We start from the raw sequence: 18,253 nt of genomic DNA, 5'->3' as shown, positions 1-18,253 counted from the left end.
TGCTGGTCTGCCGGACCCTAGCGGGCAAGCAACAATTGAAGATGGCCGCCAACCTTTTGAGCGCGGTCGGCCAGGTCACCGATCCAGTCGATGATCTTGTATAGGAACATCACATCCACCGGAGGCAATTCGGATTCCAATTTGAACAGCTGGGCGCGGATCTGCACCTGCTGGTCGTCGTTGGCCCGTTCCAGGCGATCCAGTTCCTCGATGAGCTCTTCCACCAGACGGATTTCCCGGCCGCTGAAACCGGTTTCCACCAGTTCGTCCAGTTCATTGATGGCCTTCTTGGCCTGGGCGGAAGTATCGATGGCGCCTTGCAGATAGTCGGTCATGCTATCGGCGAGGCTGGGGGGGAGCGTCATCTGCCGGCCCAGCATGAGACCGGCGATGTCCTTGGCCTTGTTGGCCACCTTGTCCTGCACGCTGACCAGTTCCAGCAGATCGGAGCGGGGCACCGGCAAAAACAGGCTTTTGGGCAAATTGAGGCGGAACTCTTTCTTCAGCTCGTCGGCCTGGTTTTCCAGTTGGGCGATGCGCTGGCGGGCCTCGCGGGCACGTTCCCAGTCACTGTCGCGGACCGCGGAGAAGAAATCGCCCAGGCCCAAAGCGCAATCGTGCACGGTGTCGTAATGCTTTTGCAGGGGGCGTATCGGCGATCGGCCGAAAAGGCCGGCGATGGAGCTGCCAAAGGACATAGGGACCCTGTCACGGAATCGTCACTGAAGTGGGCGCGAGTATAGTGGATAGCGGCGCCGCTGCCTATCTCATGGGAAGCTGATACTATCTTCTTAATTGTGAGATGGGTTTTTGGGGGTAGTAGTGATCGGTGCCACCACGGCTCGCCCGTCCCGGGCGTTCGAGCTGGATGTTCGCTGGGTCATGCGTGAATTGCTCGAAGAGCAGCGCGTGACCCGGGAAGACTACAACGTGATCTCCACCACGCCGCGGGAAAGCAGTGAACAGAGCTGGCATCCGCTGCAGGTGGTGGCGAAATACCGGCTGGCCGACCGCCAGGACGAGCACACTCTCCTCGACATCGAAGTGCTGACCGCCTGGCTGGCGAAAAAAAGCGGTCTGAGCCTGTATCACATCGACCCGCTCAAGGTGGAAGTGGACCGGGTCACCGAGGTAATGAGCTACGCCTTCGCCGAACGCCACGGCATCCTGGCGCTGGAAGTGTCGGCGGATACGGTGGTGGTGGGCTGCGATCAGCCTTACCGGCTGGACTGGCGCGAGGATCTGCAGCAGGTGCTGGGGGACCGGGCGGTGCGGGTGGTACTGGCGAACCCGGAGGCGCTGCGCCGCTATCGCATTGAATTCTACAATCTCAGCCGCTCCATCGCCGGGGCTCGCCGCTCCGGTGGACAGGGCGGCACGGATATCGCCAATTTCGAGCAGCTGCTGGAGGTCGGGCGGGGGCGGCCGGACGCTGATGACCAGCACATCGTCAATATCGTCGACTGGATCCTGCAGTATGCGTTCTCCCAACGCGCCAGCGACATCCACCTGGAGCCGCGCCGGGATACCGGGCGCATGCGTTTTCGTATCGACGGCGTTCTGCACGACGTCTATGAATTGCCGGCACCGGTGATGGCGGCGGTGACCAGCCGCCTCAAGATCCTGTCCCGGCTGAACGTGGCGGAGAAGCGCAAACCTCAGGACGGTCGCCTCAAGACCAAAACACCGGATGGCAATGAGGTGGAGCTGCGGCTGTCCACGTTGCCCACCGCCTTTGGCGAGAAGATGGTGATGCGGATCTTTGATCCGGAGGTACTGGTGCGCAGCTTCGCGCAGATGGGCTTCAGCCAGGAGGACCACCAGGCCTGGCGGGCCATGACCGGCCACACTCACGGCATCGTCTTCGTCACCGGGCCCACCGGCTCCGGTAAAACCACCACCCTGTATTCCACGCTCAAGCAGCTGGCGACCAGCGAGGTCAATGTCTGCACCATCGAGGATCCCATCGAAATGGTGGAACCCAGCTTCAATCAGATGCAGGTGCAGGCCAATATCGACGTCGGCTTCGCCGAGGGGGTGCGGGCGATGCTGCGGCAGGACCCGGACATCATCATGATCGGCGAGATTCGCGATCTGGCCACCGCGGAAATGGCGATCCAGGCGGCGCTGACCGGCCACCTGGTGTTGTCCACCCTGCACACCAATGATGCGCCTTCGTCGATTGTGCGGCTCACCGATCTCGGCGTGCCGCCTTATCTGATCACCGCCGCTGTCACCGGGGTCATGGCCCAGCGGTTGGTGCGGACCCTGTGCCCGCACTGCAAGGCGCCGCAAGCGGTGGACGCGGCATCCTGGCGGGAGCTGGTGCGGCCATTCAAGATGACTCAGCCGGCAACCTGGTATCGGCCGGTGGGCTGTCTGGAGTGCCGGGGCACCGGCTATTTGGGGCGGATGGGGGTGTATGAAGCCATGCCGCTGGCGGCGCCGGTAAAAAGCCTGGTCAATCGTGGTGGCGATCTCGAGTCGCTTACCCGTGAAGCAGTGCGGGGTGGCATGAAGCCGCTGCGTATCAGCGGCGCCCAGAAAGTGGCCGCCGGATTCACCACGGTGGAAGAAGTGATGCGGGTAACGCCGTCCCCGGATATGCTGTTGGCCTGACCTGGTCGGGATGCGTGGCATCCAGGCCAGGGAGGAGGGCGGGGACGAGGCCGGTGCATCCCGGGGGAGCATCGTGGCCGACCATCGGTATGTCGTCCCTGGTCTTTCGTTATGTTTCGAGGCCGTGGACAATACCACCCATGACAGAACCGGACTATTCCGGCCTGCCCGATGACCTTGCCCAGCTGGTTGGCCAGCATTGGCAACGGTTTCAGGAGGCGGGCCATACCCTGCCTGACGCTCTGCTCGCCGATCTGCCCAAAGTCTGGGCGGGTTCCGACTTCGTGGCGGAACAGTTTATTCGTGACGGTGAACTGGGGCCCTGGTTGCTCGAGCACTCCCTGAATCAACGCCTGGACGCGATGTCGCTGGTTGCCCAGGTGCAACAGGCAGTGGCCGCCTGTGCCGGCGAGGATGAGCTGAAACAGGTGCTGCGGCGGCTGCGGCAGCGCCATATGGCCCGCATCATCTGGCGGGATCTGGCCGGACAGGGCGACTACCACAGCACCGTGGCGGACCTGTCCCTGTTGGCCGATACTCTGATTTCCTGCGCTCTGGAGCAGCTTTACGACTGGGCCCGTGCCCGCCAGGGCACGCCTACGGGGCCGGATGGTCAGCCGGTGAAGCTGGTGGTGTTCGCCATGGGCAAGCTGGGCGCGCGGGAACTGAATCTGTCCTCCGATATCGACCTGATCTTCGCCTATGAGCATGAGGGCGAGCTGGAAGGCGAGCGGCGCGCGCTCAGCTATCACCAGTTTTTCCAGCGTCTCGGCCAGCAGCTGATCAAGGCGCTGGACCAGACCACCGCCGACGGTTTCGTGTTCCGCGTGGACATGCGGCTGCGTCCCTGGGGCAAGAGCGGTGCCCTGGCGGTGGGCTTCGACGCCATGGAAAGTTACTACGAAACCCAGGGCCGGGAATGGGAACGCTACGCGCTGATCAAGATGCGCCCGGTGGCCGGGGATCTGCAGGCCGGTGCCCGCCTGGTGGAGCGGCTCAATCCCTTCGTCTATCGCCGTTACATCGACTACGGCGCGTTCCAGTCCCTGCGCGAGATGAAATCCCTGATCGAGCGGGAAGTGAACCGCAAGGGGATGCAGGCGGACGTCAAACTCGGTGCCGGCGGTATTCGTGAAGTGGAATTCATCGTTCAGGCCTTCCAATTGATCCGTGGCGGTCAGTTGCCGGCGCTGCGCCAACCCAACCTGATCCAGGTGCTGCCGCTGCTGCTCGAGCAGGGCCTGTTGCCCGAGGATGTGGTGGAGGAGTTGCGGGACGCCTACGTGTTCCTGCGTGATGTGGAACATCGGCTGCAGGCGGTGGCGGACCGGCAAACCCAGCGGCTGCCCGACGACGAAGCCGGCTGGGAGCGGTTGACCTTTGCCATGGGGTTTTCCTCACGGCGTGTATTCGAACGCGGCTTGCGCCGCCACCGGGAACGGGTGCGCTTCCACTTCAGTCAGGTGATCGCCGATCCCGAACAGGAATCCGACGAGCGCCAGGGCGATCAGGATCTGGTGGATGTCTGGCAGGGGCGGCTGGAGCCCGAGGCTGCCATCGCCACCCTGGCAAACATGGGCATCCAGGAGGCGGAGCAGGTTCATGGACTGATCCATGAGCTGCGCGAGAGCCGGGCGGTGGAGAACATGCAGCGTATCGGCCGCGACCGTCTCGACCGGTTGATGCCGTTACTGCTGGAAAGTCTGGGCTATCAGGGCCACGGCGCGGTCACCGCGGCACGACTGGTGGCCTTTATCGAAGCGGTACTGCGGCGCAGCGCCTATATCGCGCTACTGGTGGAAAATCCCGGCGCCCTGACCCAGTTGGTGAAACTGTCCGGGGCCAGCCCCTGGATCGCTGAAAGGCTGGCGCGCCACCCGGTGTTGCTGGACGAGTTGCTGGACGTTGGCACGCTGTACTCGCCGCCCGCCCGGACCGAACTGGATGATGAGTTGCGCCAGCAATTGCTGAGAGTGGCGGAGGATGACCTGGAGCAGCAGATGGAGGTGCTGAGGAACTTCAAACAGGCTCACCTGCTGCGGGTGGCGGCATCAGAGGTGACCCAGGTGCTGCCGCTGATGAAGGTGAGCGATTACCTCACCTGGCTGGCGGAGAGCATTCTCAATCAGGTGGTGATGCTGGCCTGGGAGCCGTTGGTGGAACGCCACGGCAAGCCGTCCCGGGACAGCGGTCAGCCCTGCGACCCGGATTTCGTGGTGGTGGGGTACGGCAAGCTCGGCGGCATCGAGCTGGGACATAACTCGGATCTGGACCTGGTGTTCCTGCACGATGCCGCCCCCGGCGGCAATACCGACGGTGACAAACCGGTCTCCAATGAGCAGTTCTACGCCCGCCTGGGGCAGCGCATCGTTCATATCCTTTCCACCCGCACCATGAGCGGTCAGCTGTACGAAGTGGATATGCGGCTGCGTCCCAGCGGCAAATCCGGGCTCCTGGTGTCGTCCATGGCCTCGTTCGAAAAGTATCAGACCCAGGATGCCTGGACCTGGGAACATCAGGCTCTGGTGCGGGCCCGGGTGGTGGCCGGTTGCAACCGGGCGCGTCAGGCGTTCGACGCGATTCGTCATCAGGTGCTGTGTCAGCCGCGCGATCCGCGGGGGCTGCGTGATGATGTTCTGGCCATGCGCGAACGCATGGTGACGCACCTGGGATCGGGGGAGGAAGGCCGTTTCCACCTCAAGCAGGATCCTGGAGGTATCGTTGATATCGAATTTATGGTGCAATATGGCGTACTCAGATGGGCCTCCTCCCACGGTGAACTGACCCGCTTCACCGATAACGTGCGGTTGCTGGAAACGCTTGCCGCTCTGGAACTGATGCCGGCGCAGGACGCCGGATTGTTAAGGGAAGCCTACCTGGCCTACCGGTCAGCGGCTCATCGCGCCTCGCTGCGCAAAGAGAAATCCATCGTCGACGATGCCGAATTCCGCGATCTGCGGGAGGGGGTTCGTGCGATTTGGAAGCAATGGTTCGACCTCGAAGAATAGACGTGCCCGGCAAGGCACGCTTCCACGGGTCATAGTTCTGGGAGAATGACCGCCATGTCCATGGCTGATAGAGATGGTGTTATCTGGCTGGATGGTAAACTGGTGCCCTGGCGCGATGCCAAGGTGCACGTGCTGACGCATTCCCTGCATTACGGCATGGGCGTGTTCGAAGGCGTGCGGGCCTACGAGACCGACAAGGGCCCGGCTATCTTCCGCCTGCGGGAGCACACGGACCGGCTCTTCAACAGCGCGCATATTCTCAACATGAAGGTGCCGTACGCCAAGGATGTGATCAACCAGGCGCAAATCGACGTGGTACGGGAAAACAAGCTGCCCCACGCTTACCTGCGTCCGCTGGTGTTCTACGGAAGTGAAGGCATGGGCCTGCGCGCCGCCGGTCTTAATGTGCACGTGGCCGTGGCCGCCTGGGAATGGCCATCCTACATGTCTCCGGAAGCGCTGGAGCTGGGTATCAAGGTGCGTACCTCCAGCTACACCCGCCACCATGTGAACATCACCATGTGCAAGGCGAAGTCTTCCGGCAGCTACATGAACTCCATGCTGGCGTTGAACGAAGCCCTCTCCGGTGGTGCCGATGAAGCCCTGCTGCTGGATAATGAAGGCTACGTGGCCGAAGGCTCCGGCGAGAACGTGTTCCTGATCCGCGACAAGGTGCTGTACACCCCGGAGTTGACGTCCTGTCTGGACGGCATCACCCGCAAGACCATCATCCAACTGGCCGAGGAACGGGGCTACAAGGTACGTGAGAAGCGTCTCACCCGGGACGAGTTCTACATCGCCGACGAAGCCTTCTTCACCGGCACCGCGGCGGAAGTGACGCCGATCCGTGAGCTGGACGGCCGTATCATCGGTGAAGGCAAGCGGGGGCCGATCACCGAGCAGCTGCAGGCGGTGTACTTCGATCTGGTGCGCGGCAAGTTGGACGAGTACCAGAACTGGCTGACCTTCGCGGTCTGAGACGCGAAGACGGACGCCTGACGCCTGATGTCCGAATCCCAGCGCATCCTTGTCGTCGGCCCTTCATGGGTGGGTGACATGGTGATGGCGCAGACCCTGTTCGCCGAGCTGCAACGGCAACAGGACTGCGCCATCGATGTTCTGGCGCCCGCCTGGTGCCGGCCCTTGTTATCGCGCATGCCGGAAGTGCGCGCCCCCCTCGATTTGCCGTTCGACCATGGCGATCTGAAGCTGGCTGCCCGCCGGAAGCTGGGTCGCTCCCTGCGTGGTCGCTACGATCAATGTTTCGTTTTACCCAACTCTCTGAAATCCGCGTTGGTGCCCTTTTGGGCCCGGGTACCGGTACGCACGGGGTGGCGTGGCGAGATGCGCTATGGCCTGCTCAACGACGTCCGGGTACTCGACAAGCAGCGTTATCCCTTGATGGTGCAGCGTTTCGTTGCCCTGGCGTTGCCCTCTCAAGCCGCTCCGCCGCTGCTTGAGACGATCACCCCGCCGCATCTGGTGGTTAGTGAGGACAGCCTGGAGCAGGCACTGCGGGCCCACGGTTTGAATCGGGATGTGCCGGTGCTCGGGCTTTGTCCCGGGGCGGAGTTCGGCCCGGCCAAGCGCTGGCCGGAATACCACTACGCCGAGGTGGCGCGGGACTGGATCAGCACCCGCGGCGGCCAGGTCTGGATTTTCGGATCCGGCAAGGATCTGCCCGTGGCGCGGGCCATTCGCGATGCACTGCCCGGGGCGCAGCGGCCTTCGGTACAACTGCTGGCCGGCAGCACCAGCCTGGAACAAGCGGTGGATTTGCTGTCCGCCACCAACGCGGTGGTCAGCAACGATTCGGGACTGATGCACATCGCCGCGGCCCTCGGACGTCCGCTGGTGGCGGTTTACGGCTCCACCTCTCCGGACTTCACGCCACCACTGGGTTCGGCGGTGCGGGTGGTGCGTCTGGGGCTGGATTGCAGTCCCTGTTTCCAGCGTGAGTGCCCCCTGGGTCACCTCAATTGCTTGCGCCAACTGGAACCGGCGCGAGTGATCTCCGCTTTGCAGGACCTGGCCGTCAAGGAGGATTAAGTGTGCGTGTACCCCGGAAGTATATTGATCCGGACTGGCGTCCGGCGCTGATCCGCTGGCGTCTCGATTACGCCGCTGCCTGGCTGGCGTTGCCGGACAAGGCGCTGGTGGATGAACCCAACCTGCGCTATGGCGGCAGCATGCATGTCTATCGTCTGCAAATGGACGATGGCACGGGGTTGCGTCACAACCTCTATATAAAATGCCAGTGCAACCAGCGCCGACGATCCTTGCGCCACCCCGTGCGGGGGCGGGCCACCCTGGAAACGGAGTTCAGGGCGTTGTCCGCCTGCTTGAAAAAGGGCGTGCCGGTGGCGCGGCCGGTGTTTTTCGATCACTTCGTCGATGACAACGGTGATGAGCACTATGTCCTGGTGAGCCTGGGACTGGACGGCTTTCAGAGTCTCGATCAAATCGATATGCCGGCGCTGCCGCTGGAGCGGCGCTGGCGTTTGCTGGAAGACGTGGGCATGACGCTGCGTTTCATGCATCTGCGGGGCTTTGCCCATCGCAATCTCTACCCCAAGCATGTTTTCGTGGCCTGGCGGCCGGCACTGGAGCGGTTCGACGTCCGTTTCATTGATTTGGAAAAGACCCACCTGTTCACCGGCTTCCGCCACCTGTTCCGGGATCTGGAAAGCCTGGCGCGGCGCAGCAAGAATGTCAGCCGGCGCGATCAGCTCCGGTTCCTCAAGTATTACCTGGACACCGGCCATCTCAGCGAGGATGGCAAAATTCTTGCCCGCTGGCTGGCCCGTAAACTGCACTATCGCTAAGAACAGGCTTAAAGGTCATGGACAGGCGCTAAGTTCACGATCTTTTCGGTAAAGAGCATGAACCGGCCCCAAGCAGCCGTTATGATGGCGGGCGACTGTCGGGCCCTAATACCAGGAAGCACATGCGCGTTCTTCTGATCAAAACCTCGTCCATGGGGGACGTCATCCACACCCTGCCGGCGTTGACCGACGCCCAGGCGGTGGTGCCCGGATTACGTGTGGACTGGGTGGTGGAGGAAGCCTTTGCGGATCTGGCCGGTCGGCACCCGGCGGTGGAGCAGGTGTTGCCCTGTGCCCTGCGCCGCTGGCGCCGCCATCCTCTGAGAGCTCGCCGCAGCGGTGAATGGGGCGGTTTCAGAGCACGCCTTCAGGCGACCGAATACGACGCGGTGATCGACGCCCAGGGACTGATCAAGAGCGCTTTCCTGACACGGCTGGCGCGAGGGCCCAAGTACGGCCTTGACCGCACCTCCGCCCGGGAGGCTTTGTCGGCCCGTGTGCTGGATCATCCCTTACCCATCCCCCGTGGCGGGCACGCGGTCAGCCGGGTGCGGGAACTGTTCGCTCGTGTGCTCGGCTATGCCACGCCGGATAGCGCCCCGGATTACGGTCTGCACCGGCAACAGGAGCCGCGCTCTCTATTGACCCCGGGCGCGGATCTGGTGTTCTGTCATGGCACTACCTGGCCCACCAAACACTACCCCGAGGCGTTCTGGCGTGAACTGGTGGAATGGGCCGACGAGGCCGGACACCGGGTGCACCTGCCTTGGGGTGATGAAACCGAAAAACGCCGGGCGGAACGGCTGGTTCGCGGTGTGCCTGGCGCGCGAGTGCTGCAGCGCCTGTCGCTGGAGGCGCTGACCGAACGATTCCTCGGCTGGGATGCGTTCATTGCCGTGGACACCGGACTGGCTCACCTGGCCGCCGCCACCGGCATGCCCGGAGTGGCGCTGTACGGCCCCACCGATCCGCGGCTGACCGGCGTCTGGGGCAGCCGGGCCCAATCCCTGGGCGCGGAATTCCCCTGCGCGCCCTGTGTGCAAGAGAAATGCACCTACCGGGGCAGTCTGGGTAAAGGGGTGGAGCCACCCTGCTTCAGCAGCCTCAAACCGCAGTGGGTGTGGCAACGGCTGCTGGAGGTCACGGATCCATGAAGCTGGCCTTCCTGTTGTTTGAATATTTCCCCTACGGGGGCCTGCAGCGGGACATGCTCGCCATCGCCCGGGAGGCACAGTCCCGGGGCCAGGAGGTCACGGTGTTCACCCGCGCCTGGCACGGTGAGCCGGAACCGGGGCTGGCGGTGGAAACCTTGCCGGTGCACGACGGCATGAACCATGTTCGCGACGATCGCTTCGCCCGGCAGGTGCGGGACCGACTGGAAGGCTTCGACAGCGTGGTGGGTTTCAACAAAATGCCGGGACTGGATTGGTATTACGCCGCCGATGGCTGCCTGGCGGCCCGTTATCGGGGCGCGCGGCGCTGGCTTTCCCGCTACCGCGACAAACTGGCCAAGGAAGCCGCGGTGTTCGGGGCGGACGTCGGCACACGGATCCTTTCTATTTCTCCGCCTCAGCGAGCCTTGTACCAACGCCACTACGGCACCGCCGGCGAGCGCTTCGTGGATTTGCCGCCGGGCATCCGCCGTGACCGCATTCTGCCGGAGGACTATGCCTCTTGCCGCCAACGCCTGCGAGCCGGGCTGGGGCTGGCCGAGGACACGCCGATGTTGCTGTTCGTTGGTTCCGGTTTTCGCACCAAGGGATTGGATCGCGCCATCGCGTTGCTGCCGGACTTACCGGAGAACATCCCGTTGTATGTGGTGGGTGACGATAACCCGGCGTCTTACCTGCGCCAGGCCCGCCGGCTGGGGGTACAGGACCGCGTGCACTTCATGGGCGGTCAGGATAACGTGGCGGAATGGCTGTGGAGCGCGGACTTGCTGGTCCACCCCGCCTATGCGGAAAATACCGGCACGGTATTGCTGGAAGCGGCGGTGGCCGGCCTGCCGGTGCTGACCACCCCGGCTTGCGGCTACGCGCCCTACATTGAGCGGGCGAACATGGGTAAGGTCAGTGCCGAACCGTCCGCCGCCGATGTTCAGGCATTGATGGCCACATCAAGGGACCAGTGGCGTCAGCGTGGCAGGGCGTTCGCTGAGAGCGCGGATATCTACGATCTGGTGCGCCACGCGGTGGACGCCATTGAACGCTATCCAAGGAAGTCTTCATGACGCTGTATCTGCGTGACGATCTGGCCGAGGCCTGGCGCGGCGAGGACCCGTTCGAGCAGGCCGCCCGCCAACAAGGGGAGGTGTTCCGGGAACGGGAGGGGCGCCGCACACTGCGTTTTCAGACCGGGCGCGGGCATTATTTTCTCAAGTACCATGGGGGCATCGGTTGGGGTGAAATCCTCAAGAATCTGACCCAGGCCAAACTGCCGATTCTCGGCGCCATGTCGGAAGTGCGCGCCATTCGCCGGGTGGCGGAAGCCGGGCTGGATACACTCACCGTCGTTGGCTATGGCGAGCGCGGCCTTAACCCGGCGTCCCGGCAAAGTTTCCTGGTCACCGAGGAATTGCTGGACACCGTGAGCCTGGAAGAACTTGGCGAGACCTGGCGCGGGAATCCGCCACCGGCGACCTTTAAATGGGCACTGATCCGGCGCGTGGCGGAGATTGCCAAACGCATGCACGATGCCGGTGTGAATCACCGTGATTTCTACCTGGGGCATTTTCTGATGCCCAGGGATGCGGCCGCCGTGCACGATGCCACCGCGCCGTTGTATCTGATTGATCTGCATCGCTCCCAGGTTCGAGGGCGGGTGCCGCGTCGCTGGCGGGTCAAGGACCTGGGCGGCTTGTATTTCTCCACCGCCCGCTTTTCTCTGACCCGGCGCGATGTATTGCGCTTCGTACGGATCTACACCGACATGCCGCTACGGGAAGCGCTCAGCGACAAGACGCCGCTGCTGGATGCCAGTCGTCGCGAGGGCGAGCGCATCTATCAGCGCTACTTCGAAAAAACACCAGCGTTTCCGTTGCCGTTCGCCGAGCACCCGGGAAAGGATATTTGACCATGAGCGTGGCGTTTTCGGTGGTCATACCGGCCTACAATTACGGCCATTGCCTGGAAAGGGCGGTAAAGTCGGTGTTAACCCAGGACTACCCGCATTTTGAAGTGCTGGTGATTGACGATGGGTCCACCGACAACACGCTTGAGGTCATGGAGAGGCTGGTTTCGGAGAGCGCCGGGCCGTTACGCTGTTTGACGCAGCGTAACCGTGGTCCGGCAGCGACTCGTGCCAGAGGTGTGGAAGAAACGTCCAATGAATGGCTGATTTTTCTGGATGCGGATGATGAGCTGTGCGCTGGGGCGCTCTCTGCTTTCGCCAGCAGCGTGCGGGCTCACCCGCAAACGAAGCTGGTGATCGCAGGGCACTATGCTTTGACGGAAGGGAAGGTCGTATCGGTTCCTCCCGGGCCCGTTGGTGATGACCGGGAGCGCAACTTCGCTCTTTATTTGAATAAAAAAATCCAATTTAGCAATGGTGCCAGCGCTATCCACCGGGAGGCGTTTGCCACGGTGGACTTCCGCGAAGAGCTGCGTCATACCGAGGACATGCCGGTTTTTGCTCACCTTCTGGCCTGCTACGCGGCCGTGGCGTTGCCTGAGCCATTGTTGAATGTGCATAAACACCCGGATAGCCGCCGGAATGATCTGCAGGCTGCTTTGTCGGTGGGAATGGAATTGGAGCAGCAGATATTCGAAAACAATGGCTTGCCTTCCTGGGCCATGGCGTACCGGAAGCCATACCGGGCCCGCCGTGCCTTGTCGTTGCTGAAGCTGGCGGATAGAGGGGGGTGGCCGGATCTGGTTCAACGCTTTTATTGTCAGGCACTGCGTGCCGACCCCTGGCTGGCGTTGCGGCCCCGCTATGTGCGCCGGGTAATCGCCAGTCTGTTTAAAAGGGAGGCGGCATGACCGGTGATGCTCCGCTGTCATTGTCACAGCTCTCCCGTCGCGAGTGGGGAGAGGTGGCCGCGTTCACTCTGATGATTGGTGAAGAACCTTTGTATGCGGATCGCATACTGCGTCATCTGCCGGGCCGTCGGTTGGCTATGCGCGCGCGCTGGCGCGGTGAGCTGGTGTTCGCGAAGTTATTCTTTCAACCCGAGGCGGAGAAAGCCGCTCCGGAGCAGGAGCGGCAAAAGGCTCTTCTGGCCGCTGGCCTGCCCACTCCTCAGCCTCTGGAGCTGCACCAGATGGACGAAGGCACGGTGCTGATAGCCCGATGGTGTGACGGTGAACCCGCGGGTGCCGCCCTTCGTCACCAGGAAGACCAAGTGATGCCTGCGCTGCTGGACAGCGTTTTTGGGTTGTATCAAGCCGGTTGGCGCCAGCGTGATCTGCATCTGGATAACTTTCTGTTTGATGGCCAGCAAGCTCTGATTCTTGATGCGGGTGATATTGACACCCTGCCTGCAGGTCGGCGCCGGCGGGGAGCTATTCTTGATAACCTGGCGTTGTTTTGTGCTCAGGCTCCCTTGGACTTGCGTGATACTTTGCTGAATCGAGTGACGGGGGCTCTGAGTGAACGCGGCCTGCCGTCAGCCAGTTTGAGAGCCCGGGTATATGGCCATTCCCGACGGCGGATAGCCCGCGCCCTGAGGAAATGGCGCCGGGCTTCGTCGGCTATCGCCAGTCATAGCGACGCGCATGGTGACTGGCTCGTGGAACGTGCCTTGCCGGACGAAGAAAAAAAAGCGCTAGCCAGAGCATTGGTGGCGCCGGATTCCCTGCCGTTGATAAAAAAGGGCAGTCGCATCAGTGTTCATGGTGACGAGCATTGGGTGATCAAGCATTACCGCGATACCAGTTGGAAAGCGCGTCTGAAACAGCGTTGGTTTCGTGGCAGAGCCGATGTGTCCTGGCTGATGGGTTGGACCTGGGCCCTGTTGGGTGTGCCGACGCCTCGTCCTGTTATGCTGCTAAGGTGCCGCGATGCTCAGGCAGTGATCGCCTTTCCCCGTATAGACGGTGTAGCGCTAAGCTATCTGATGGAGCATGATCCACCCCGAGCGCATCGTATCGCGCCGCAAGCCGAGTATTGGTTGGATAGGCTTCATTGCGCCGGATTTTGGCACGGTGACACCAAAGCGCAGAACGTTTTGGTGGATGCCCTGGAACATATTCATTGGATTGACCTGGACGGTGCTGGATTCAGTCGCTGGCACGAACGAGGGGTGCGTAAGGGTAAGCGGGAAATGAAACGTTTCCATGACAATTGGAAGCAATTCTCCGGGAACTAGCCTAGAGCTAGTTCCCGGAAAGCCTGATGGTATTGCTCGATTCCAAACTTGTCTTCCATTACCTGATGCTGCGCCTTTGCTATTGTTCGGAGATCGCTCTCGGTGCATGTGGTCAGAGTGAGTAAGCGTTTGGCAAGCGCCTGACTATCTTGAGGCGGTAGCGTCCATTCGGGATTCGGTAGAATTTCCGGTATACCTCCTACGGAGGTGCCAAAAGCGGGGACTCCTGCACTAATTGCTTCCAATATGGAAATTGGCAGCCCTTCGCTCACCGATGGCATAATAAAGACGTCGAAGGCACTCAGATAGCGATAAGCATTTTTGAAAGGGCCGCAGAGAAATAGCCGATTCTGAAGAGCTTGCTGTTTGATCTGTGCCTTAAGAGCGGCCTCTTCGCTTCCGCCACCAATGATAGCCACTGGAAGAGCCGCAGGTTCCTTTGCCAGCGCGTGGACCAAATAGCGGTGTCCTTTCACTCGATGCAAGCGCCCGATGGTGCCCGCCAGACGGCCGACATGACTAGGGATGCCGAGGGCTTTGCGAGCTTCCTCCCGTGAAAGAAGGTTATTTTGAACCAATTCTTCGTTTACTGCGTTACGAATGACTTTTACCTGCTTAGAGGAAAATCCACTTCGAACTAAATCCTCAGCCACAGCTTCGGAGACGGCAACGATAGTCCAGCTGCGCAGCCATAAACGGAGAAAGAGCTTCCTTCGAGGTTTTCGGAACTGCCCGATGCCATGAATGACCGCGATTTTTCTAGGTATATTCAGGAAAAGCTGTATTAGAGCTATCAGAATCGTTGGGGTGACGCGGTGGGTTATGACAACATCAAGTGGGGCTCGCCTAAGCTTGGTTAATAATTCGATCAAAACGGAGAATCGAACCCGTTTTAGCTGCTTTTTGGCGAAGTGGCAGTGTACCATATTGCAGTTCAGGCGGCTTTCTGCGTGGTTGCTATCACCATGCAGAACGTAGAAGTCGAACTGGTGATCTGGGAAAGCGCGAGCGACCTCCTCGAATAGATCAACTCCTTGAACCGTGGTGTTGGCGTATTTGCAAATCTGGGCGATACGCATCTCATGACACCTTTTGGAGGATGGGATTATGTTGTGTTCTGTAGATGCCAATTAATAAAGCCATTGGAATCCAGACGCTCGGCCAGTTGTACATAAAAGGTGTATAGGGGTGAATGCCATCAAATAGTACAGCTGCCAACCCGGTAGTCAGTGCTGCTAGTGATAGATGCGCTTGCCTTCCCTGTCGTAATGATTTTAAAGCGGTAGGTAGCCAAATCATTGTCCATAGAGCAAGCCCTAAAAAGCCCAAATAGTAAACTAAAGAAAGATAGTAATTATGTGGATGGTCGATGGCCTCATGTACGCCGTCCATCGGGCGGACAATATGAATGGCCTCTGTCTTGTTGGACATGCCATGACCAAATAGAGGGCGCTCCTTGATCATCTCCCAAGTACCTTCCCAAATCACGATTCGGTTGCTGGAGCCTCGGTCAACAATCATACCTGGATGAATAGCAAGAATGCTGCCCGCCACAGCAACAATGAGTGCCAGTGGGATCAGAAGGCGCTTCTTTAATGTTACCAAGGGTAATACAAGACACCCGGCCATTAAGGCGACCAGCGTGGATCGGCGCTGATTGGCGATCAGGTAGATAACGATCAACATGGTGGCAAAATAAGGCGCCAGTGTTGTCGCCCAGCTCTTGGGTAGCCGAGAGGATGCCAAAAAGGCAAAGAACGGCAAAGTTATGAAATACATACTGGCATAAAGCTGGTTGGTGTCGAGTGTGATAAAGCGATTGATTTGGAAGGTCTCAAACAATCCGCCATACAATTCGCTAGTGAATGGGCGCCCGACAACGAAATAGTAGCAATAGAAGTCGATAATTGCGATGACTGAGGCGAAGCAGACGCCGATCAGCATGCCACCCCAAAATGCTTTGGGGGCTCTTCTGATAATGGTCTCCACAAAAATGAAGAAAGTGAAGATGTGAAAGAAGGCCCTAAGAAACCGGCTGGGATTGGGTGCATCGGAAAAAAAAGTAGAGACTGTGGCATACAAGAGGAAGAAGAGTAGGGGGATGTGCTTCTTCAAAAGAGAGAGGAGGTTGGTTCGGTTGGTTTTTATCGCGTAAACAAACGCTGGGATAAAGAAAAGCGCATCCAATACGTTTAGTACGCGAGGGCGGCGGCCAAACATTAATAAGCCAGAAAACAAAAGACAGAAAGAAACTGCCACCCATAGCAATAGCAGCTTTTCTTTTCTAGCCATTGAGATGCTCCGTGTGAGTCATTTATATATAGGGGGAAATACTGTCCGGCTGATGCTTGAAGCGCTTATGCACCCACAAATACTGCTCGGGATGCTTGCGCACGTAGTGCTCGATGGTGCGGTTGATCAGAGCGGTGTCGGCTTCGTCATCGCCGCTGGGGAAGTCGGTTAGCGGTTCACCGAATTCGATCTTATAGCGCCCGCCAGGCAGGCGGTAATGGGCACAGGGGATCACCGCCGCTTTGCCCATGCGGGCGATACGGCTGGTGGAGGTGATGGTGGCCGCGGGGACACCAAAGAACGGCACGTACACGGCGTGTTCGGTGCCGTAGTCCTGGTCCGGGGCATACCACACCACTTCGCCCTGGCGCAGCAGCCGTACTGTTTGCCGCAAGTCACGGCGGTCCACTGAGTGTTTGAGCCAGGTGCCGCGGCCTTCGGTGATCAGGTGATCCAGCAAGGGGTTGTCGTTGGGTCGATACACCACGCTGAAGGTAAAGAACTTGCCGAGCAGGCGGCTGCCGACGTCGATGGAATTGAAGTGCATACCTAGCAGCAGGACCCCCTGGCCGCGCTCTCGAGCGGCTTCCAGGTGCTCCAGGCCAGTGACCGAGAGCCGCTGGCCCAGGTCGATGCGGCGGTTGTGGAAGCTGCCCGCCATCTCCATCAATGCCTCGCCGGTGCTGACCATCACTTTCCGGGCCAGCGCTTCCCGCTCGGTGTCGGAGAGTTCGGGGAAGCACAGACGCAGATTGGTCAGGGCGATATGCCGCCGCTTCCTGGCCAGCCACCAACCCAGATGCCCGATGCCGCGTCCCAGCGCCAGCAGCAGGTCCCAGGGTAACTGGCCGATCAGCCAGAACAGGGCCAGGCCCACACGTGTGGGCCAAAGGCGCGGGTCGCGGGGATCCGTGGGTCGTTGTCGACGTTTAGCCATGGTGCGGTTACTGCGGCTGGGGTTGCGGGTGCCGCACTGGCGGGCGGATGGTGTCGCGGGTGCTGAGGCTGGCCAGCATCAGAGCCAGCGGCATCCACAGGCTCATCCAACTGGGATGGAACGGCACCAATAGATAGGCGCCCACCGACAGCATGGCGAGCAGACCCGGTACCACGGCGATCAGGAAGATGGCCCCTTCGCGCAGGTTCTGCTCACCGTCCGGCAGGCGCCAGGCGGGCACCGCCCAGGCGGCGATGAACAGAATCAGCCCCACCAGCCCGGCGGAATGGATTACCGCCAGCAGCACATTGTCCGGGTGAGGAATGATCCGCAGCGCTTCGTCCACGCCCACCAGCAGGGATTCACCGGTTTCCTGGCTGAGGCCGTTGCCAAAGAAGGGGTGGGTGAAGTACTGGCCCATATTGCCAAGCACCTCGAAATCCAGGGACAGATACAGCGCCACCGCCGCGGCAAGCATGCCGAGTATCCGTTGTTCCGCGCGCAGCAGTACCCAACTGAGCGCCGCCACCAGCAGCATGATGCCGGTGTGCCATTGCACCAGCACCAGGAAGCCGAATCCCACCAGAGCGCCGGCGGCGCGCCGTCCGCCTTTGGCGTTGATGCCTTCTTCCACCGCCTGGGCCAGCAGAATGAAACAGGGTGTGACCAGGGCCATGGTGGTCAGCAGCGGGCCGGGTTGCGGCAGATCGAATATCAAACGCACTGACTCACCAAACAGGGGGCTGCCCAGGGGTTGGGTGGTGTAGTAGCTGATCATGATCACCACCAGCAGCACGGTGGAGGTGAGGGCGGCGTTGGTCAGCGCCTGTTTGAGCGTGTGCCGATAGTACAGATGCAGCCAGCGCAGGATCCCCACCAGGGTGATGATCTCCACCACGCCGCGCACGGTGCGGGAGGTATTGGCGTTATCCGCCCAGGCCATGGTCAACAGCAACCAGCCGAGCAGGGCGTACAGCGGCACCAGCCATGGGGACAGCAACAAGCGGCGATCACCGCTGACCACGGCCCGGGTCAACAGGGTTAGTGACGGCAGAAAGAACAGCACATCCACCACGTTGAGAAGGGCGACCCGGGAATGGAACAGAAAGGGTCCGGTGAACATCACCGCGAAGGAAACCGTCAACCAAAGCCGCAGTCCCCGGCCTTCCAATACGTTAGGGCGCAATGCCGTCATAGATGCTTATCCCGTTGATCGCTCCCGGTGCTCCATCGAGGGAGAACCTGTTAAAGCCCTTGCATGTTG

Annotated in this window: 15 protein-coding genes; 10 read left to right on the top strand and 5 right to left on the bottom strand. The window is 60.8% G+C overall.

Translation table 11 applies throughout. The features are described 5' to 3' along the window. Positions 1 to 17: 17 nt before the first annotated feature. Positions 18 to 698 carry a TIGR00153 family protein gene (locus tag CRO06_RS01460; protein WP_022997179.1) on the bottom strand — a complete coding sequence of 227 codons (681 nt, stop codon included), beginning with the start codon at positions 696 to 698 and terminating at the stop codon, positions 18 to 20. A 124-nt stretch (positions 699 to 822) separates the two neighbouring features. On the opposite strand from CRO06_RS01460, the gene tfpB reads away from it, so the two are divergent. The 10 genes from tfpB to CRO06_RS01410 all read left to right on the top strand — a co-directional run bounded on the left by tfpB (position 823) and on the right by CRO06_RS01410 (position 13,760). Further along, the gene (gene tfpB / locus CRO06_RS01455) at positions 823 to 2,619 is read left to right on the top strand and encodes a type IV pilus assembly ATPase TfpB (RefSeq protein ID WP_097057563.1); all 1,797 of its coding nucleotides are present in this window, start codon (positions 823 to 825) and stop codon (positions 2,617 to 2,619) included. A gap of 140 nt (positions 2,620 to 2,759) precedes the next feature. Continuing rightward, entirely contained in the window at positions 2,760 to 5,627 is a 2,868-nt protein-coding gene (gene glnE / locus CRO06_RS01450; protein WP_055098689.1) for a bifunctional [glutamate--ammonia ligase]-adenylyl-L-tyrosine phosphorylase/[glutamate--ammonia-ligase] adenylyltransferase, read from the top strand. A 54-nt stretch (positions 5,628 to 5,681) separates the two neighbouring features. Continuing rightward, a complete protein-coding gene (locus tag CRO06_RS01445; RefSeq protein WP_022997182.1) occupies positions 5,682 to 6,605 on the top strand; it encodes a branched-chain amino acid transaminase in 924 nt (307 codons plus the stop codon). 27 nt (positions 6,606 to 6,632) lie between these two features. Then, positions 6,633 to 7,676 (top strand): lipopolysaccharide heptosyltransferase II, encoded by a 1,044-nt coding sequence (gene waaF / locus CRO06_RS01440; protein ID WP_097057562.1) that lies wholly within the window; start codon positions 6,633 to 6,635, stop codon positions 7,674 to 7,676. Positions 7,677 to 7,678: 2 nt separating this feature from the next. Next, entirely contained in the window at positions 7,679 to 8,452 is a 774-nt protein-coding gene (locus CRO06_RS01435) for a lipopolysaccharide kinase InaA family protein (protein WP_055098687.1), read from the top strand. Between the two features lie 122 nt (positions 8,453 to 8,574). Next, positions 8,575 to 9,606, top strand: coding sequence for a lipopolysaccharide heptosyltransferase I (gene waaC, locus CRO06_RS01430; protein ID WP_097057561.1), 1,032 nt, complete (start codon positions 8,575 to 8,577; stop codon positions 9,604 to 9,606). Continuing rightward, on the top strand, positions 9,603 to 10,682 hold the full coding sequence (locus tag CRO06_RS01425) for a glycosyltransferase family 4 protein (RefSeq protein WP_097057560.1): 1,080 nt from the start codon (positions 9,603 to 9,605) through the stop codon (positions 10,680 to 10,682). The genes waaC and CRO06_RS01425 overlap by 4 nt, the downstream gene beginning before the upstream one ends. Then, complete coding sequence (gene rfaP / locus CRO06_RS01420) at positions 10,679 to 11,524, top strand: lipopolysaccharide core heptose(I) kinase RfaP (protein WP_022997187.1); 846 nt, start codon at positions 10,679 to 10,681, stop codon at positions 11,522 to 11,524. The genes CRO06_RS01425 and rfaP overlap by 4 nt, the downstream gene beginning before the upstream one ends. Before the next feature lie 2 nt (positions 11,525 to 11,526). Further along, a complete protein-coding gene (locus CRO06_RS01415; RefSeq protein ID WP_022997188.1) occupies positions 11,527 to 12,432 on the top strand; it encodes a glycosyltransferase family 2 protein in 906 nt (301 codons plus the stop codon). Next, positions 12,429 to 13,760 (top strand): BUD32 family EKC/KEOPS complex subunit, encoded by a 1,332-nt coding sequence (locus CRO06_RS01410; RefSeq protein WP_055098684.1) that lies wholly within the window; start codon positions 12,429 to 12,431, stop codon positions 13,758 to 13,760. Before CRO06_RS01415 ends, CRO06_RS01410 begins: the two co-directional genes overlap by 4 nt. On the opposite strand, the gene CRO06_RS01405 is transcribed toward CRO06_RS01410, so the two are convergent. From CRO06_RS01405 to CRO06_RS01390, 4 genes are read right to left on the bottom strand one after another with little or no spacing between them, the layout of a single operon-like run. After that, positions 13,757 to 14,839: a glycosyltransferase gene (locus CRO06_RS01405; protein WP_055098683.1), complete on the bottom strand. Its 1,083-nt coding sequence runs from the start codon at positions 14,837 to 14,839 to the stop codon at positions 13,757 to 13,759. The two genes, CRO06_RS01410 and CRO06_RS01405, sit on opposite strands and share 4 nt — an antisense overlap. 1 nt (position 14,840) lies before the next feature. Continuing rightward, positions 14,841 to 16,052, bottom strand: coding sequence for an O-antigen ligase family protein (locus CRO06_RS01400; RefSeq protein ID WP_055098682.1), 1,212 nt, complete (start codon positions 16,050 to 16,052; stop codon positions 14,841 to 14,843). Positions 16,053 to 16,074: 22 nt separating this feature from the next. Further along, positions 16,075 to 16,989, bottom strand: a complete 915-nt coding sequence (lpxL, locus tag CRO06_RS01395; RefSeq protein WP_055098681.1) for an LpxL/LpxP family Kdo(2)-lipid IV(A) lauroyl/palmitoleoyl acyltransferase — start codon at positions 16,987 to 16,989, stop codon at positions 16,075 to 16,077. Between the two features lie 7 nt (positions 16,990 to 16,996). Next, positions 16,997 to 18,184: a hypothetical protein gene (locus tag CRO06_RS01390; RefSeq protein ID WP_022997195.1), complete on the bottom strand. Its 1,188-nt coding sequence runs from the start codon at positions 18,182 to 18,184 to the stop codon at positions 16,997 to 16,999. Between the last annotated feature and the right edge of the window lie 69 nt (positions 18,185 to 18,253).

This window comes from Alloalcanivorax xenomutans (assembly GCF_900217905.1).
GTDB classification, from domain to species: Bacteria; Pseudomonadota; Gammaproteobacteria; order Pseudomonadales; family Alcanivoracaceae; genus Alloalcanivorax; species Alloalcanivorax xenomutans.
Note: the sequence above shows the minus strand (reverse complement) of the source record. Positions and strands in the feature narration are given on the sequence as shown.

Bases quoted from the DNA above. Each gene is read 5' to 3' on its own strand.
- CRO06_RS01460 (WP_022997179.1), bottom strand. From the start codon at position 698: ATGTCCTTTGGCAGCTCCATCGCCGGCCTTTTCGGCCGATCGCCGATA.
- glnE (WP_055098689.1), top strand. From the start codon at position 2,760: ATGACAGAACCGGACTATTCCGGCCTGCCCGATGACCTTGCCCAGCTG.
- CRO06_RS01445 (WP_022997182.1), top strand. From the start codon at position 5,682: ATGTCCATGGCTGATAGAGATGGTGTTATCTGGCTGGATGGTAAACTG.
- waaF (WP_097057562.1), top strand. From the start codon at position 6,633: ATGTCCGAATCCCAGCGCATCCTTGTCGTCGGCCCTTCATGGGTGGGT.
- waaC (WP_097057561.1), top strand. From the start codon at position 8,575: ATGCGCGTTCTTCTGATCAAAACCTCGTCCATGGGGGACGTCATCCAC.
- CRO06_RS01425 (WP_097057560.1), top strand. From the start codon at position 9,603: ATGAAGCTGGCCTTCCTGTTGTTTGAATATTTCCCCTACGGGGGCCTG.
- rfaP (WP_022997187.1), top strand. From the start codon at position 10,679: ATGACGCTGTATCTGCGTGACGATCTGGCCGAGGCCTGGCGCGGCGAG.
- CRO06_RS01415 (WP_022997188.1), top strand. From the start codon at position 11,527: ATGAGCGTGGCGTTTTCGGTGGTCATACCGGCCTACAATTACGGCCAT.
- CRO06_RS01410 (WP_055098684.1), top strand. From the start codon at position 12,429: ATGACCGGTGATGCTCCGCTGTCATTGTCACAGCTCTCCCGTCGCGAG.
- CRO06_RS01405 (WP_055098683.1), bottom strand. From the start codon at position 14,839: ATGCGTATCGCCCAGATTTGCAAATACGCCAACACCACGGTTCAAGGA.
- CRO06_RS01400 (WP_055098682.1), bottom strand. From the start codon at position 16,052: ATGGCTAGAAAAGAAAAGCTGCTATTGCTATGGGTGGCAGTTTCTTTC.
- lpxL (WP_055098681.1), bottom strand. From the start codon at position 16,989: ATGGCTAAACGTCGACAACGACCCACGGATCCCCGCGACCCGCGCCTT.
- CRO06_RS01390 (WP_022997195.1), bottom strand. From the start codon at position 18,184: ATGACGGCATTGCGCCCTAACGTATTGGAAGGCCGGGGACTGCGGCTT.